Source organism: Arsukibacterium ikkense, from assembly GCF_000987775.1.
GTDB lineage: Bacteria > Pseudomonadota > Gammaproteobacteria > Enterobacterales > Alteromonadaceae > Alishewanella > Alishewanella ikkense.
Genome location: NZ_LAHO01000004.1, coordinates 86,200 through 104,232, shown reverse-complemented (window position 1 = coordinate 104,232; position 18,033 = coordinate 86,200). Strand labels below are relative to the sequence as shown.

The window sequence follows — 18,033 nt, the reverse complement described above, 5'->3', positions numbered from 1 at the left end:
ACATCACCTGGAATTAATTAACAGTTTTCTAGTTATTTTAAGGCTCATAGCAGAAAATTGATGCAAGAGCCTGATAAAAACCAACTTAACCTGGCCAGAATACGGCCCAAAGCCAACTTTTCTTTATTTTTATTGGCCAAATCTATCACAGGAAAGGCTGTCGGCAAAGCACGAGGCCATGATGACACCCGTGAACGCGGCAAACGGTCGCCGAACACGGCAAAAAAGCGATTAGCCACAGCGGTTTGTCGCTTATAGCACTAAAGTACCGTTGCTGCCGATGGCTGATCTGCCTAAATTAAACCATCAGCAGCTATCAGGAGTATGTTATGCGCGCAGTAATTACCGGCGGTACCGGTGGCATCGGCTTTGCCATTGCCAGCCATTTTGGCCAGGCGGGCTACCAGGTGGTATTGGCCGATTTAAACCAGAACCTGTTACAACAAAAAGTGGCAGAACTGCATAGCCAGGGCATAAATGCAGACTATTGCGTGCTGGATGTGACTAATCAGCAAGCCATCGAAGAGTGTGCCGGGCGCTTCCCGGCCGATATTCTGGTGAATAATGCCGGCATTCAGCATGTTGCGCGCTTAGAAGATTTTCCGCCGGAAAAATGGGCCCTGTTAATCAGCGTGATGCTTACCGGGCCAGCCATGCTGACCCGCGCCATGCTGCCGTACATGCGTAGTAATAACTTTGGCCGGGTAATTAATATCGGCTCTATTCACGCTGTTATTGCCTCGCCGTTTAAATCAGCTTACGTGGCGGCCAAACATGGTCTGTTGGGCTTTAGCAAAGTGGTGGCGCTGGAGAATGCCGATAAAAACTTTACCATTAATACTATTTGCCCGGCTTATGTGAAAACCCCATTGGTAGAGCAACAAATTGCCGCCCAGGCCAAAGAACATAACCTGACCGAGCAACAGGTTATTGAACAGATTATGCTGGCGCCGATGCCGCAAAAAGCCTTTATTGACGTCAGCGAAATTGCTGAGATGGCGGCGTTCCTTTGCCAGCATGGTGCCCGTCATATGACAGCACAAACGTTAATTCTGGACGGTGGCTGGACAGCCCGCTAGCACAAAGCAGAGAACTGAGGCACAATCGAGCAACGAGTATTAAATGACCTCAGCCCAACAGATGATCGAAAATGGCAGCGGCATTGGTTTAGGTACCATAGCCGCCATCTCGCTGCTATACCTACTGATTTTATTCAGCGTTGGCCGCTTTGGCCGACGGATCAATGCCCGCCACCCTTTGGCCCCCTGGGTATTCAGCTTCGCTTTATCTATTTATTGCACGTCATGGGCTTTTTACGGTGTTACCGCTCAGGCTGCCGTCAACGGCTGGTGGATCCCCCCCACCTATATTGGCTCTTTTATCTTATTCTGGTTCGGCTTTAAGCTAATTGCCCGCATCGCCATTGCCTGCCGCCGTTATCGCATTACCTCTGTAGCCGATTTTATCGCCACCCGCTTTGGCCACTCCCGCTCTTTGGCGGTCATTATTACCCTAATTCTGCTGATGGCAGTGATCCCCTATATTGCGCTGCAACTGCATGCGGTTTCTACCAGCATCAACACTCTGGTTCAGGCTGAGGTAGGACAGCACTGGTACACCGATACCGGCTTTTATGTCAGTCTGTGGATGGCTGTTTTTGCACTGCTTTTTGTCAGTAAAAGTGCCCGCGCCCATCAGCCAAACCCCGGCTTAATGACCGCTATCGCTTTTGAATCGCTGATTAAACTGCTGGCACTGCTGGCCATTGGTTGTTTTGTGGTATTTGGCATGTTTGATGGTTTCGCCAGTATTTTTGATAATGCCGCAACCGACCCGGCGATTACTAAATTGCGGCAGCACGCACTGCCGATGCATGCCTACTGGCTGCATGTACTATTGGGCTTTTTTGCGACCCTATGTTTGCCCAGGCAGTTTCATGTCAGCTTTGTGGAAAATCAGAAGTTAAGCCACCTGCGCAGTGCCCGCTGGATTTTCCCGTTGTATATGTTGTTAATGAGTATTTTTACCCTGCCATTGGCACTCGCTGGCGTTATGCTGCTGGGTGATGATGTCAATATCGATTTAGTGGTATTGCAGCTGCCGCTGGCCGCCAATCGCACAGATATTGCGCTGCTGGCTTACCTGGGCGGGTTTTCAGCGGCTACCAGTATGGTGGTGGTCGCCACAGTAGTGCTGGGCATTATGATCACCAACGAATTACTGGCGCCGCTTATTTATCGCGGCAGCCCGTTGCAGCCGGAACAGCAAAATAAGGTAAAGGTTGCCACCTTGCGTCGCTCGGCTATGTTAACTGTGATGGCGCTGGGCTTTGTCTATTATCGCTTTATCGGTACCGAAACCGGCCTGGCCCAACTGGGTTTAATGGCTTTTGCCCTGGTAGCTCAGTTGGCACCGGCGCTGATTATTGGCTTATTTTCGCGCAAAGTTAACCGGCAAGGGGCGATTGCTGCGGTGCTAAGCGGTGCTGTGGTCTGGGCCTATATTCTATTGCTGCCGGAAATCAGCCGGGCTGGCTTAATGGGCTCAAACTGGCTCAGTCAGGGACCGTTAGGTTTGCAATGGCTGGCACCACAACAGCTCTTTGGCTGGCAGGCCGATCCGCTGAGCTTAGGCGTACTGTTAAGTTTGTCGGTTAACTGCCTGATGCTGTTGCTGGTAAGCCAGTTTAGCAGCACCCGGGTAAGTGAATGGCTGGAAAGCGGCCGTTTTTTAAGGGCACAACTACCAAATGATAACCGGCGCAGCCTGCAGCTGAGTGTGCAGGATTGCGTCTTACTGGTTAAACGCTTTGCTGGTGAAAAAGAAGCCCAGCGTCTGCTGCAACGTAACTTTAAAGACGCAGAGCCAAATCTGAACCAACTGGCACCAGTCAATCTGGTGCAGGCGGCAGAGCGCAGCCTGGCAGCAGTAGTGGGCGGGGCATCGATGCGGCTGATTATGGATGCTGCCGGCCGCCATGCCCAGCTACCGATGGAAACTATAGAACGCTTTGTCGATGAGGCCAGCCAGGTATTTCAGTTTAACCAGGGGCTGCTGCTGTCGACTATTGATAACATTAGCCAGGGCATTAGTGTGGTTGATGCTGACTTGCGGCTGATTGCCTGGAACCAGCGCTATATTGATATGTTCAGCTATCCGCCTGGTATGGTGGAAGTGGGTAAACCTGTCGCCGACGTTATTCGCTTTAACCTGCAGCGGGGCCTTATAGACAGTGAAAATATCGACGCTGAAGTAAGCAAGCGTCTGAGCTTTTTACGCCAGGGCAGCAGTTACAAATTCCAGCGCGAGCAGCAGGATGGCCGTGTGCTGGAAATGCAGGGCAACCCCTTACCCGGCGGTGGCTTTGTTACCACCTATACCGATGTCAGCTCTTTTATTGCGGTGCAAACCCAATTAGAACAGAGCAATGCCTTATTAGAACAACGGGTAAGCGAACGCACTTGTGAGCTACAACAGTTAAACCAGCAATTGCAGCTGACCCAGCAGCAACTGGAAACCAGTACCGCGGCCAAAACCCGCTTTTTTGCCGCAGCCAGCCACGATTTAATGCAGCCTTTTAATGCGGCAGCACTGTTTGCCGGCTTGTTGCGCCAGCAAAGCAACACCCCCGAGCTGCGCCAGCTTAGCGCCAATCTGAGTAATTCGCTCAATTCAGCCGAAGAGCTGCTAACCTCGATTCTGGATTTAACCAAACTGGATTCCGGCGTGATTAAAGCGCAACCACAGACAGTCGCACTCAGCCAGCTGCTGGACGATATTGGCCGTGACGCGGCCGTGCTGGCGGCTGAAAAAGGCCTGCAATTTTGCATGCACCGCAGTAAATTAAGTGTCACCACTGATCGTAAGCTGGTCAAGCGGGTTATTCAGAACCTGCTGGCTAATGCGGTACGCTATACCAGCAGTGGCAAAGTGGTATTAGGCGTTAAGCGCGCCGGACCACAGTTGCAGATTAAAGTGCTGGATACCGGCGTGGGTATTGCCGCTGCCGATCAGCAGCGAATTTTTGAAGAGTTTCAGCAAGGTAGCCAGCCAGACCAAAAGGGGCTGGGCCTGGGGCTGGCCATCGCCCATCGGATCAGTACTATTTTAGGCCATCAGCTTAGTGTGCAATCTGAACCCGGTAAAGGCAGCTGCTTTTGCTTAACACTGCCGGTGGCACAGGCATCTGTTTTACCTGGCATAGCGACCACAGGCAGCAACGATATCCGTGCCAGTTTTGCTGGCAAAAAAATACTGTTACTGGATAACGAAGCACATCTGCTTAGTGCCGTTAGTGCACTGCTTAGCAGCTGGCAATGCCAGGTTACCGCTGTCAGTCAGCCTGGCGAGGCGCTAACAGCCATTCGCCAGGGTCTGAAACCCGATTTATGTCTGTTCGACTACCACCTGGATAATGCTGCTACCGGCGTGGCCGTTGCCGGGCAACTGGCCAGCCATTTTGCAGTTAATGTCCCTGTTATTATTCACTCGGCAGATCACAACGAAGATATCCGCGAAAGCGCATTAAACGCCGGTTACTACTTTTTACTTAAACCGTTAAAACCCATGGCGCTGAAAAAGTTATTCCAGCGCCTGTTGCGCTAACGCAACCTAGGGTTGCTCACCAGTAGCATTGACAGTGCCCCTTAACCGCCGGCTGAACGGCAGCAATACCGCCATAGCGAACAACCATAAGGTCGCCGGTGCCGGCACATCCACTGCGCAGCGGCCCTGCCCTACGCCAACACAGGCGCCACGGGCAACAAGTGGCAAACTGGCCCCATCACGCCCAACGACGTTCAGCTGAAACAGCGGATCGAGTCCGAAGTTCAAAAGACTAACGCCGTCGGTTAAGGCCAGAAAGCTCACCGAAAACAACCGTACAGGTTCTGTTTGTAATAACGCCAGCTCGTGATCAAACAGGAATGACACTAAAAAACTGCCAACATCGCCGCTGTTTAATTCGAAGTCATAAAACGCGTCCCAATCCGGATCTTCGGTAAAATTTGCCAGGTCAAAGAACACATCTGTTGCCTGCAGAATAGCGCTGTTATAAAACAGATTCAGATCCCAGCCCGAGACGATATTACCGGCCAAATCTGACACTAAAATATCAACCCATACTGTATCACCAACATCAACGTGTTGCTGTGCCGGAGTAACATAAATCAACGCGGCTCTGGCTGGCATAAACATCATTGTCAGCATCAACAGCGTACTCACCAGAAACGTCTTCATAATAGTATCCTTCTATTCATCTTAAACCCTGGTCTAAGGGGCAATGGCGCAGCGGGGTAAGCTGCATTTTAACGCACATAAACGCGCATCATTCACTGTGATGACACCATTGGCGTCCTGATCTCTGACATCACCTGCCTGTACAGTTTGGCCAACAGCTGCTCGCACCAACGCAACATCAGTTGAATCTGTCGCGCCATCATCATTTACATCACAGCCCGCATCCACCGCAGCAATCGTCAGGTCAAACAGGATCGGAGTGTTGCCCTGCTCATTACCGTTAAGCCGGCTTTGCACCTGAATAAAACGGCCACTACTGGCCAAAGTGTCGCCTTTACCGGTAAGCTGGTAGTTCATTAATGCCAATCCGGCTTCCGTTTCAGCAGTTCGGTACGATACCTGTACAGCAGTATCAGGTGGGGTCAGGTCATTCCAGTTAATGTTGTCCCAGGCAGTACCACCACTGCCACTGTCATAGACCACAGTCCAGGTACCGGTAGGGTTGGTAACATTACGCGCAACCAGACCAGTCGCATCGCTGTAGGTATAAGGCATATTCCCAACCGGAAATACACCTAGCGGTGCACCGTCTGTGCCACGGTATTTCTGAATACGGCCGGCACTGGTAAAGCCTATTTGCAACACATCGTTATTGGCATCTACCTGAATACCTACCGAGCTGCTGCCACCGGCTTGCAAGGATGCCTGCCACAACAGGGCACCGTCCGGCGCAACTTTGCGCACAGTGGAACTACCCGCAATAATATTACCGCCACCATCTACCACTATGCCTGAACTGCCCACCGTCATGTTTGGAATGGCACTATGGGTATTGGTTGCCGGGTCAAACTGACGATTACCACTGCCCAGGTAAACTTTACCGTTGCCAAGAGCAATACCATAATTAGACATGCCACCAAAGGATGCCACCGTATAAGGGCCGGTGTTACTTTGAGTATTGGTAATTTTACCTAATGTACTGCCAAGGGAGGCGCTCCATAAGGTACCGCTGGCGTCAATCAGACAGCCATAGGGCGTCCAGGAACCGGCATTCGGCTCACCAACAGTGGGCTGGGTAGACACCGGGCCTGCAATGGTCGAACCATCAGCTGAACTAATTTTATAGTAGGTTCTGTCATTGAATAGCCCCACCCAGAGATTACCGTCAGTGCCTATACACATGGCCCGACCCAGAGTTCCCGTTGGCCTTAGCGGCGCGCCTATGCCATCCGGCACCCGTTTTACCCAGGCAATTCGCTCATCCTGAATTTCGTCATCATCGATAATACCATTGCCATTAGTATCGGCCATTGGCAGCATTTCACTGACATCAATAATGCCATCGTCGTTCGCATCAAAAGAGGTGTCCATCACGCCATTGCCGTTGCGATCAATAAACCCCTCAGCCAGAATTTTCAGCACCACCCCAGCGCTATTGCTGCCCTGGCTGAAATGCCGGTTTAATACATAAGCATTACCGTTAATATCCACTGCGGTGCGGGAGGGCGCCGCACCGCTATAGGCATTACCTAAATGACCAAAGTGACCAGGCTGCCCCGCCGGCCCAAACCAGGTGCGGTAACGGGCAATTTCTTTGTTAAGAATAGTATCAAACTTAGATACAGTATCTTCTCCGGCGTTAGCTATCCAAGCTACCGGAAAGGTGGTACCTATAGCGTTAAGTTGCAGCTGATCACTGTTTGGCGCATCGTAGTTAACACCATCCAGCACTCCTAATGCAAAATCAGCATCCAGTGTGTAGGTTTTGCCTGCGGCCACGGCGGTGCTGGCACAACAGCCCGCAGCAACCATTAACAGCGGGCCAAAAAATTTCCTGTTAAAGGAATAAATAGGCTTAGTTTTCATACTACAGGTCTCCCTTTGTTAGCGACACCGCAGTTTGTAAAAAGCGAACAGCTACAGGCTGTGGTACCTGGTCCATATCATGAGATTGATTATCAGTAATCCGCATCAATTGTTTTGATACTAAATCGTAAGCAAAAATTTGCGCGGTACCACTGCGCAAACTGGTAAAAATAATACGTTGTTCATCTGCCGACCAATGCGGGTTAAAATCTTCATGCGGGTGCTGGCTCAGGTTCGTCACCCCTGAACCATCAGCGTTCATCATAAAAATATCCATCCGGGTTAACTCTGGATCGTCACGGCTACTGGCAAAAACTAACCGCCTGCCATCCGCTGACCAACGGGGCGTTTCATAGGCGGCAGGTTTGTCAGCCGTTAAATTAACCGATTCCCCAGTTTGCAGATCGGTGCGGAACAATGCTAAATAGCCGCGCATATCCGCAACATAAACCACATAGCGACCATCAGGTGACATGGCCGGATGCGCTTTATGCCGGGTTGATACCTGCTGGCTGATGTTCTGTAAGCCACTACCATCACGTTGCACCACCCAGACATCGTTTTTCTGCCCGGCATGGCTTCCCAGAAAGGCTAACTGCTTACCGTCAGCAGACCAGACAGGGGCATCAGGTCCTTTTTCCATACCATCAGCGTCAATGATTAGCGCCGTGCGGTCGGTCAAATCCATCAGGTGCAACGCGACCCCGGGCTTACTGTTGTCGCGCGCAAAAAAGGCAATAGCCTTTCCATCTGGTGACCAGGATGGCGCCGTTTGCCACAGCGTGCTTTGGTTCAGTCGCCTCAGGTCCTGACCGTCAGCGCCTATAATATAAATAGCTGACTGGCCATCCCGCACTGAGCTGAATGCCAGCATAGTGCCATCGGCAGACCAGGCCGGCTGCGTATTAACCGAGCTACCACTGGTTAGTGCGACTTGCGTACCATCACCACGACTGACATAAATATGTGCGTTACCATCACGGATCGACACGAAAGCCAGATCATGCTGCAAACCAGCGGCAACTGCTAAGCTGCCACACAGAGCAAGTACCCCGGCAGCCAGGTGGGTGCATTTAAACAAGGCCATCGCCTAACCCCCGGCCCGGTTTACCGACACTAATGATGTAGTGATTAACCTGTTGCGATTATCGCGTATCTGTAACTGATAAGTACCCGCAACCGAAGTAACCAATTGATAAGACAAACCGCCGTCACTGTCTGCCACAACCAGTTCCTGACTACTACGCTTACCCACTACAGTTTTTACAGTATAGGTATCGCCAGCAGTGAAGTGCATACCCGTCAGCATCACCACATCACCGGCACTGGCCTGCGATGGCCCTGACAGCACTGCTTTGGGGGTAGCCGCTAACGCTGCACTACATAACGACAAGATAAAACAAAGTATCATTGCGCTTACGCGCTTATTTGACAGAGGAGTTTCCATTGCCAGCTTCTCCTTTAATTAAAGCAGAAACCCACATCACACCTAAATATGCAGGAAGAATACAACAGCCAGGGTAATGCATAGTGCAAGCCAGAATTAGAACATTCTGTTTTACAACACATTTATGGTTCGACGAGATCTTCAGATGGCAAGCTATGTAAAACTAGCTGACGCAGCAAAAAGTGGCCTGGCGAACCAGCTTAGGTCGCCAGCTTGAGTTTTTCAAACATAATGCCCGCCAGGGTGCGGTTATTGACATTCAGTTTGCGTAAAATAGCCGACACATGCTGCTTAATGGTGGTTTCCTGTACATTCATTTCATAGGCAATTTGCTTGTTAAGCAGGCCATCGGCAATCATTTTTAATACCCGGAATTGCTGCGGAGTAAGCTGCCCTAAACGCTCGGAAAAATCATTGTCGATCAGCGGCTTGGCGTTTTTAACATCATCCTCCAGGCCAGGCGGTAACCAACTGTCACCCTTCAGTACCGCGCTAATGGCATCAGCTAATAGCTCCAGCGGCACCGACTTGGGAATATAAGCCGCCGCCCCTAAGGCCAGCGCCTGCTTGATAATCACCGGGTCTTCTTCTGCAGACACCATAATAACCGGCACATCCGGGTATTCGGTGCGTAGCGCACTTAAGCCGGTAAAGCCATCGGAGCCGGGCATTTTTAAATCAAGGAAAATAAAATGGGTATCGGGGTGCTGGCGCAATAAGGGCCAGACTTGCTCCATGGTTTGCGCCTGCAGCAACAAGGCATCGCTGCCTAAAATGGCGCTTGATGCCTGGGCTAAGGCAACCCGGAATAACGGGTGATCATCGGCGATGATGGCAATCATAACGTTTACTTCTGAGCACGTGGGCTCACTATAATGAACCGGGGCTTACGCCCCGGCAAGGTTTTTAATGGATCAGAAGCGGTAAGCTACCGTTAAGCTCACTTCACGTGGCGCCCCATAATAGCCAATTAAGGTGTTGTCACCACCCAGGCCTGGGATAAAGCCACCTGGATTAGCTGGATCTGGTGCAATAAAGGCGTAGTTACCTATCAGGTATTGCTCGTCAGTCAGGTTCTTGCCATGTAACCCAACCCGCCACTGGCCACTCTTACTGAGCCAGGTCACACCCAGGTTTAATAAGCCATAGCTATCCTGGGTTAACAGGTTATCCAGCTCTACCAGATCATAGGCGCTACGATAGGCGTAATTACCGTTAAAAATAACATCACCAAAGTCGGTGACCATATCGTAGCTAAAACCAATAGTAGCCGTAGTTTTCGGGGTATTGGTAATAGTAAAACGGTCAGAAATATCTATCGGGCCAGTTGGGGTAAAAGTTACCGCCTCTTTAAATTTGGCATCAATCACCCCAACATTGGCATAGATATTCAGGTTGCGGCTGGCTAACCAGAGCATCTCCAGTTCAGCACCGGTCGCTTCTGAGCGGCCAATATTACCTAAACGCTGGTTCAGCGCAGACGCGTCATTCGGATCCGGAATAACCGAAATATACTGACGATCTTTATGATCGAGCTGGAACAACGTGGCATTTAAACGGAGGGTATCGGTGATATCGCTTTTCACGCCAATCTCATATGAATTGACTGTTTCCGGGTTGGCCGCCGGTTCAGCAACGGTTGCCCGCGGGTTAAAGGTACCTGACTTAAAACCCTGGCTAAAGCTGGCGTAATACATGGTGTCACGGCTGTGTTTATATTCTACGCCAAGTTTTGGCGTCAGCTTGGTCCAACTGGCTTTGTCATCCAGTACCACAGGTGTGGTTAAGCCATCCGGCCGCACATAACCTGGCACCCAACCGGTTTCCGGATAGACCACATCAAAAATCAGACCGTTACGTACTATCGCTTCTTTCTCATCACGGGTATAACGCAAGCCTGCAGTCACTGACCATTTGTCATCCAGTTGATAGCTGCCCTGGGCAAACGCTGCCATGCTATCACTGTTACTGCAACCGCCAACTTCACGGGTTAACCCAGGCGCACCTAATGACTGGCCCAGTACAGTAAGGATGGCATCAAACACACCGCAAGACTCAGCAGTGTAATAATACACACCTGACACCATTTTAAAGCCGTCGTTCTGGTAATTTAACTGGAACTCCTGAGTAAAGCTCTTATCGTCATAGATTGCTGGTACATCAAAAATCTGAATAGAAGTGTTATCAAAGTCGATGTTAGTCGGTGAATAGCTCTTCCGATCTGAGGTGATAGACTTCAAGGTAAAGTTATCATTAATATCCCAGGCTGCTGTCAAGCTCAGGCCTTCGGTTTCAACCCTGTTCTTGGTTGGCATGCTGGTGTAAGAGTCGTACACGCTATCCGGCACCGGCGCATCAGTTAACAAACTGGGTAGTAAACGGAAGCCGCCTTTGGCATTCGACTTGTCGTCAGTTTTGTCATAGTTCAGCCGGAAAAATAAGTTATCTTGCGGCCGGAATTCCAGGGTCAGCCGGAACGCCTGTAAATCTTTGTTGTAGTTTTCGGTATCCTGATTTGGCAAGGCAGAGGTTAAAAACTCACCATAGCCATCGCGCTGCAAGTTGGCATAGCCCACACCTAAATAAAGGGTATTAGCGATCAGAGGGATCTGGCCGGTAACTTTAACATCACGTTGGTTATAGCTGCCGACAGTACCACTTATTGCAAACTCGGAGTCGCCGGTCATCTCCCGGGTAACATATTTCAGCGCACCGCCAATGGTGTTTTTGCCGTACAAGGTACCCTGAGGGCCGCGTAGCACTTCAATTCGCTCAACATTTAAGATATCCAGTACCGCACCTTGTGGCCGCGCCACATAAACGTCATCAATATAAATGCCAACGCCTGGTTCATAACCCCATAGTGGGTCTTCCTGGCCCACGCCACGGATAAAAGCAGTTAGCGTCGAGTTAGTACCGCGGCTGGCCTGCAAGGTGGTATTGGGTGAAAATTGCTGAATTTCCACCACCGAACCCAGCCCGCGCTCCGCGATATCATCAGCGCCTATAGAGGTCACCGCTACCGGCACTTCCTGCAGGCTTTCCACCGTGCGCCTTGCGGTAACTTCAATTCGTTCCAGTTTTAATTCGGATTCAGTGCGCGGCTGCTCCTGCGCCATCACCGGAGCGACCAGACAGCTACTAATTGCCAGAGCTAACAGGCTGGGTTTAAAGGCTGAGCGGGTAAACTTGTGCTGTGCATCGTTATTATAGTTCTTGGCCATCTTTGGCTCTCCTGCTGATTGATTGCAAAATGTGGTACTAACCAGTTTGGATACTGTAGGCCTAAACGCAGATTTTTTAACCTGTACCTTAGTACTATGGTGGCAATCGCCAAGCTGTATCAGACTAGCTGAAAATGATAACAAGGATTTGCCGATGTTAAGTATCTTTGGCTTACTGCTGGGTTTAGGCCTGCTTATAGTGTTTACCATGCGGGGTTTTAATTTATTTATTACTGCACCGCTATGCGCCTTGCTGGTCGCCGCCACTAATGGTATCCCATTTTGGCAAGTTACTGATAAAATTGATTTTGTTCATGGTTACATGAATGGCTTTGCCGCCTTTGTCGCGGCCTGGTTTCTGATGTTTTTGCTAGGTTCTATCTTTGGTAAATTAATGGAGCACACCGGCGCGGCCGATGCGGTGGCGCTGGCCATTGTTAAACGGCTCGGTCATACCCGAGCGGTATTGGCCATAGTGCTGGCCTGTGCGGTGTTAACTTACGGTGGGGTTAGTTTGTTTGTGGTGGCGTTTTCAGCCTACCCGATGGCAGTGAGTTTATTTAAAGGCGCTAACTTACCCAGGCGCTTTATCCCGGCTGCGCTGGCGCTGGGCTCCGTTACCTTTACCATGACCTCGGCCGGCTCGCCGGAAATTCAGAACTGGATCCCGATAGCCTATCTTGGCACCACCCCTTACGCCGGCTGGCAAGTCAGCATCGTCGTCGCCATCTTTATGGCAGTCGGCGGCTATTTCAGCCTGATGTGGATGATTAAAAATGCCGTAAAAAAGGGTGAGCAGTTTATTCAGCGCGCCAGCGATCCAACGCTCACCGATAAACCGCTGCCGCACTGGGTAACGGGTTTAATTCCGTTGTTGGTGGTGCTGATTACCTCTTTTTTACTGCACGACAGCCTGCAGCAAGCAGCGTTAATTATTGCCCTGGCCGGTGGGGTAGTGAGTTTATACCTGCTGAACTTTCGCTTTCTGGCCAACCCGGCTGCTGCCACCAACGAAGGAGTGCTGGGCGCCTTACTGGCTATTGGTAACACGGCAGCGGTAGTCGGTTTTGGCAGTGTGGCCAAACTAACACCCGCCTTTAGCAGTGTAGTGGACTATATGACGCACCTGCCAGGCCCGGAACTGGTCGGCGCGGCAGTAGCCGTCAGTGCTATTGCCGGTTTAACCGGCTCAGCCTCCGGTGGCCAGGCCATCGCCCTGCCGGAAATTGCGCCCACTTATTTAGACCGCGGCGTCGATGCCGAGCAGCTACACCGGGTAGTGGCTATTTCATCGGGTGCGCTCGACTCACTGCCGCATAACGGCTACGTGGTCACCACTATTCGTGCTATCTGTGGCGAAACGCACCAGAATGCCTACTGGCCGATGGCGGTGGTCAGTGTGCTGATGCCGGTGCTGGGTGTGGTATTGGCTATCATATTATTTCAATGGTTTTAAGGAAGATTAAATGAGACTGTTAAGCACGTTATTACTACTGGGGTTGCTACTGGCTGGCTGCAACAGCCAGGCCATGCTGGTTGACAAGCAGGCCTTTGAGATTAAAAGCTTTAAAACAGAAAATGGCGCAGTTATCAGCCCGGTTAAAGTGGGCTGGGAAGCCTACGGTGAGCTTAATGCCGATAAGTCGAATGTGATACTGATTACCCACTTTTTCTCTGGCACTTCCCATGCTGCTGGTAAGTATAGCGAAACAGACACGGCTCCCGGTTACTGGGATGCCATTATTGGCCCTGGCAAAGCCATTGATACCACTAAATTTTATGTCATCAGTGTCGATACTCTGGTTAATGCTAATGTGTTTGACCCTAATGTCATTACCACCGGTCCGGCGACGGTTAACCCGGCTACCGGCAAGCCTTATGGTTTAAGCTTTCCGGTGGTGACCATCGGCGATTTTGTTGAAGTGCAAAAAGCCCTGCTTGACAGCCTGGGTATTAATAAACTGCACGCGGTTATTGGCGGCTCGATGGGTTCGTTTCAAGCGATTGAATGGGCTACTCGCTATCCTGAGCGGGTTGAACGGTTAATACCAGTGATTGGCAGCGCCTATATCGATGCCTGGGCTGCAGTGCGCTTAGAGCGTTGGGCCTACCCGATTAAACAAGACCCCGCCTGGCGCGGCGGTGACTATTATCAGCATGGCCAGCCAGAGCAAGGTTTAACCACCGCCCTGGCCTATATTATTCAGGATGCGGTGTACCCCACCGGCTTTAATATGCGCTACCCGGCACCCAACACCGATAAAGCGGCGCATCGCGATATTCTGGCCAGCTTTTCTGCCTGGGACCAGCTAATGGCCCACGCCAAACTGCGTGCAGAATTGCAGGACGCCAACCATATTTTGTACCTGGTGCGCGCATCGCAGCTGTATCGCGCCGGCATGGGTGACAACTGGCAGCAGGCCCTGAGCCGGGTGCAGGCCAAAACCCTGTTTTTACCCGCCAGCGGTGACCAGTTGCTGTTGCCAGAAATGGCAAAAGCCAGTGTGGAAGCCATGCGTGCGGCAGGCAAGCAGGTTGAATACGCCGAAATACCGGGTATTTGGGGACACCTGGATGGCGTAGTAGGCATCACAGCCGTAGCCGATACCATTCAAACTTTTTTAGCAAAAGAATAAAGCAACAAGGTTATCGTTCCTGGACGGGATGCCGCTTCGATAGGGTGTCCCTTTTTATTCTCTGATAAAAATCTGATATTTAGCTGATTTGTTCAGTCTGCCACTCGATTTAGCCACCGAATATGCAACACTGAATTCATAAGGGTGTAACTCAGGCTTCGCGATATAATGGTAAAACTATTCAGCTTACTGATATTAATGCTGCTTTTTTGCAGCACAGCACGCGCCGAAGATATCCGGCTGGCCAGCAGCAATTATTATCCGCATTATGGCGAGCAACTGGCCCAGCAAGGTGCCACTATTGAAATTATCCGGCAGGCTTTTGCCTTGCAAAGAGTTAAGGTAGAAATCGAGTTTCTGCCCTTTGCCCGTGCCCTGCATGAAAGCCAGCAAGGCAACTACACTGGTCTGGTCGCGGCCTGGTACAGCGAACAACGCGCAGCCCATTTTTATTATTCTCAACCGCTTTATGCTAACCAAATCGTATTGTTTAAACGAAAAGCAGACACCATCACGTATCGCAATTTTCAGGATCTTGCCAGTCAGCATCGGCGGCTTGGCTTGGTGCAGGGTTATGAGCAGCCCGCGGGTTTACTGGAAAGCGGAATGCAAACAATTCAGGTTGCCACCGATGAGCAGGCACTGGCAATGCTGGCGCGGCAACGGGTAGATTTGGTACCTGCAGATTTACTGAACGGCCTGTATTTACTGGAAAATACCTTACCGCAGCATCAACAGCAGCTGGACTGGTTAATGCCGGCACTGGAGCAGCGACCAATGTACTTAATTTTATCAAAGAAAGACCCGGCCAATCAGCAGCGGATAGAACGCTTTAATCTGGGCTTACAACAGCTCAGGACATCTGGTCAGTATCAGCAAATTATTGATGCCTTACTGCCACAATCATAGCCAATGCCATTGTGGTAATTAGATACGCGGAAATAGCACCAGGTGATCTAAATCGAGCCGGATGCCAATTTGCTCGTCAATAGCATGGTTATGGTGGCTAAGCGCCAGACAATATACCTGCTCACCACCGCCCAGCGCCAACGTGTACAAGATGTGAGAGCCGCGAAACGATTTCTCCAGCACTTTGGCCGTAATACCACTGGCATCATCATGTACTACGTCGTCCGGGCGAATTAACACATCAACCTTGTCACCACTGCTGGCATTTTGCAGATAACGCTGGTTAAAAATACCTAAACAGGTTTTTACCCGCCCGGCATCCAGCATTTCACCGGGTAACAGTACGCCACGGCCAACAAAATCAGCAACAAAACGGCTGGCAGGCTTGTGGTACAACTCGTAAGGCGTGGCCCATTGTTGTAATTTACCGTGCTGCATTACCCCTACCATATCGGCCATGGTAAAGGCTTCAAACTGATCATGAGTCACCATAACGGCGGTAATACGCAGCTGCTGCAATATATGACGAATGTCGCGGGCTAACGCCTCGCGCAATTCGGCGTCCAGGCTGGAGAAAGGTTCATCCAGCAATAATACCTGTGGCTCTGGCGCTAAGGCGCGGGCCAGCGCCACCCGTTGTTGCTGACCGCCGGACAACTGATGCGGATAGCGGCTGGCTAAATCAGGCAACCCCACCAGGTGCAGCAATTGCTTTACCTTGTCTTGCTTAAATGTCTGGCTCTGGCCCTGTAAACCAAAGCTGATATTATCGGCCACGGACAAATGCGGAAATAACGCGAAATCCTGAAATACCATACCTACCCGGCGCTGCTCGGTGGCCAGCTGCGTATGCTGATCACTGACTACCTGCTGTTGCAGGCTGATACTGCCACTGGCAGCTGGCTCAAAGCCGGCGATCGCACGCAGTAAGGTGGTTTTACCACAACCCGATGGGCCAACCAGGCAACCAATCTGGCCTTCGGCCAGGGCCAGGCTGACATCTTTCACCACCACATGCGGGCCATAGGCCACTGCCAGCTTATCCAGAACTAACATGCTTAAGATCCTCTGCTGGCGTCCAGCGTCCGTGACAACAAAATAACCGGAATAATACTCACACACACAATGGCTAACGCAGGCAAAGCGGCATCGGCCAACCGCTCATCGGAAGCCAGCTCATAGGTGCGTACCGCCAGCGTATTAAAGTTAAAGGGCCGCAAAATAAGCGTGGCCGGCAGTTCTTTTAACACATCAACAAACACCAGCATCAGCGCGGTTAATACACTGCCACGCAATAGTGGTATATGTACCCGGCGCAATACTTGTAACGGGCTGGCACCTAAGGATCGCGCCGCATTATCCATACTGGGTTTAATCCGTTCCAACCCGGCTTCCACGCTATGCAACGACACCGCCAGAAAACGCGTACTATAAGCCAGCAACAGTGCAAACAAAGTACCCGACAACAGCAAGCCGGTGCGGATATCAAACCATTGCTCGGCCAACAGATCGATATTTCTATCCAGCCAGGCCAGCGGGATCATCACGCCAATGGCAATCACAGTGCCCGGAATGGCATAGCCCAGTGCCGCCATTCTCACCGGCAACCTTACAAAAGGGTCACGCCGCAAGCGACTGGCATACGCAAATAAAAGTGCCAGCATAACCGACAGAATGGCCGCCATCGCAGCCAGACTAAAGCTATTCCAGATCAAGCGGACAAAATCGGCTGCAAATAATTGCTGCCAGTTTGGCAATGCCCAGCTGGCCAGTTGGCTGGCCGGAATAACAAAACCCAGTAATACCGGTAACAAGCATAGCAACGCCACTAATAACTGACGGGCAACCGGTAAGCTGCGCAGAGCGCTGACTTGCTGGCGTTGCCCCTGATAAAAGTATCGGATTTTTCGCCTTGACCATTGCTCCAGCACCAGTAAGACCAACACAAAACTGCTTAACAGTGCCGCCAGCTGCGCAGCGCCACCCTGACTACCCATACCAAACCAGGTACGAAAAATGCCGGTGGTAAAGGTGGCAATACCAAAATACTGCACTGTGCCATAATCGGCAAAGGCTTCCATCATCGCCAGCGCCACCCCGGTGAGTAAGGCCGGCCGGGCCAGCGGCAATGCCACTTTCCAGAAATGCTGGCGTGGGCTGAAACCCAGGGTACGGCTGGCTTCAAGCATACTGCTGGATTGTTCGCGAAACGCGGTACGCGCCAGCATATACACATAGGGATACAGTACCAGCGATAGCATCAGAATGGCGCCCGTTAACGAGCGAATTTCCGGGAACCAGTAATCACCATAGCGCCAGCCAAAATAGTTGCGCAACGCACTTTGCAGCGGCCCGGCAAAATCGAACATGCCGGTGTAGGTATAGGCAATAATGTAAGCCGGCATGGCGAGCGGCAGCAACAACAACCATTGCAGCACTCGCCGGCCGATGAACTGATACTGGCTCACCAGCCAGGCGGTGCCGGTACCTATCAGTAAAGCGCCGGCTCCGGTGCCAAAGGCCAGCAATAGTGAATTGGTAATATAATCGGCCAACACGGTTTGGCGCAGGTGGCGCCAGACCTCAATATCAGGGCTGAGCACACTGCCAAAAACGACCAATACCGGCATCGCTAGCAGCAATGCCGGTATTAACACTGACCAACGCCAGATATCTGCTTTTAATGACAGCATACTACCTCGTTGCTGATACC

The 18,033-nt window shown here is 51.2% G+C and carries 13 protein-coding genes; 5 read left to right on the top strand and 8 right to left on the bottom strand.

The annotated features are described in order from the left end of the window. Positions 1-329: 329 nt before the first annotated feature. Both WG68_RS05920 and WG68_RS05915 read left to right on the top strand, forming a co-directional pair. Positions 330-1,079 (top strand): 3-hydroxybutyrate dehydrogenase, encoded by a 750-nt coding sequence (locus tag WG68_RS05920; protein ID WP_046556747.1) that lies wholly within the window; start codon positions 330-332, stop codon positions 1,077-1,079. A gap of 43 nt (positions 1,080-1,122) precedes the next feature. Then, positions 1,123-4,605 carry a PAS domain-containing hybrid sensor histidine kinase/response regulator gene (locus tag WG68_RS05915; protein ID WP_046556746.1) on the top strand — a complete coding sequence of 1,161 codons (3,483 nt, stop codon included), beginning with the start codon at positions 1,123-1,125 and terminating at the stop codon, positions 4,603-4,605. Positions 4,606-4,611: 6 nt separating this feature from the next. Here the strand turns inward: WG68_RS05915 and WG68_RS05910 are convergent, their stop codons facing one another. The 6 genes from WG68_RS05910 to WG68_RS05885 all read right to left on the bottom strand — a co-directional run bounded on the left by WG68_RS05910 (position 4,612) and on the right by WG68_RS05885 (position 11,775). Continuing rightward, positions 4,612-5,238: a hypothetical protein gene (locus WG68_RS05910; protein ID WP_046556745.1), complete on the bottom strand. Its 627-nt coding sequence runs from the start codon at positions 5,236-5,238 to the stop codon at positions 4,612-4,614. A gap of 33 nt (positions 5,239-5,271) precedes the next feature. Beyond that, positions 5,272-7,104 (bottom strand): hypothetical protein, encoded by a 1,833-nt coding sequence (locus WG68_RS05905; RefSeq protein ID WP_052748983.1) that lies wholly within the window; start codon positions 7,102-7,104, stop codon positions 5,272-5,274. Position 7,105: 1 nt separating this feature from the next. Continuing rightward, the gene (locus WG68_RS05900; RefSeq protein WP_046556744.1) at positions 7,106-8,191 is read right to left on the bottom strand and encodes a TolB family protein; all 1,086 of its coding nucleotides are present in this window, start codon (positions 8,189-8,191) and stop codon (positions 7,106-7,108) included. A gap of 3 nt (positions 8,192-8,194) precedes the next feature. Continuing rightward, entirely contained in the window at positions 8,195-8,551 is a 357-nt protein-coding gene (locus WG68_RS05895; protein ID WP_046556743.1) for a hypothetical protein, read from the bottom strand. Positions 8,552-8,751: 200 nt separating this feature from the next. Further along, the gene (locus WG68_RS05890) at positions 8,752-9,393 is read right to left on the bottom strand and encodes a response regulator transcription factor (protein WP_046556742.1); all 642 of its coding nucleotides are present in this window, start codon (positions 9,391-9,393) and stop codon (positions 8,752-8,754) included. A 72-nt stretch (positions 9,394-9,465) separates the two neighbouring features. Further along, positions 9,466-11,775, bottom strand: a complete 2,310-nt coding sequence (locus WG68_RS05885; protein WP_046556741.1) for a TonB-dependent receptor — start codon at positions 11,773-11,775, stop codon at positions 9,466-9,468. Positions 11,776-11,929: 154 nt separating this feature from the next. Here WG68_RS05885 and WG68_RS05880 point away from each other — a divergent pair, with 154 nt between their 5' ends. From WG68_RS05880 to WG68_RS05870, 3 genes are all read left to right on the top strand, one after another. Beyond that, entirely contained in the window at positions 11,930-13,231 is a 1,302-nt protein-coding gene (locus WG68_RS05880) for a GntP family permease (protein WP_046556868.1), read from the top strand. Positions 13,232-13,241: 10 nt separating this feature from the next. Beyond that, positions 13,242-14,411, top strand: coding sequence for an E22 family MetX-like putative esterase (locus tag WG68_RS05875; RefSeq protein WP_046556740.1), 1,170 nt, complete (start codon positions 13,242-13,244; stop codon positions 14,409-14,411). Positions 14,412-14,579: 168 nt separating this feature from the next. Further along, positions 14,580-15,320, top strand: coding sequence for a substrate-binding periplasmic protein (locus tag WG68_RS05870; RefSeq protein ID WP_046556739.1), 741 nt, complete (start codon positions 14,580-14,582; stop codon positions 15,318-15,320). An 18-nt stretch (positions 15,321-15,338) separates the two neighbouring features. Here the strand turns inward: WG68_RS05870 and WG68_RS05865 are convergent, their stop codons facing one another. Beyond that, positions 15,339-16,376 carry an ABC transporter ATP-binding protein gene (locus WG68_RS05865; RefSeq protein WP_046556738.1) on the bottom strand — a complete coding sequence of 346 codons (1,038 nt, stop codon included), beginning with the start codon at positions 16,374-16,376 and terminating at the stop codon, positions 15,339-15,341. A 2-nt stretch (positions 16,377-16,378) separates the two neighbouring features. Then, on the bottom strand, positions 16,379-18,013 hold the full coding sequence (locus WG68_RS05860; RefSeq protein ID WP_046556737.1) for an ABC transporter permease: 1,635 nt from the start codon (positions 18,011-18,013) through the stop codon (positions 16,379-16,381). Positions 18,014-18,033: the final 20 nt, after the last annotated feature.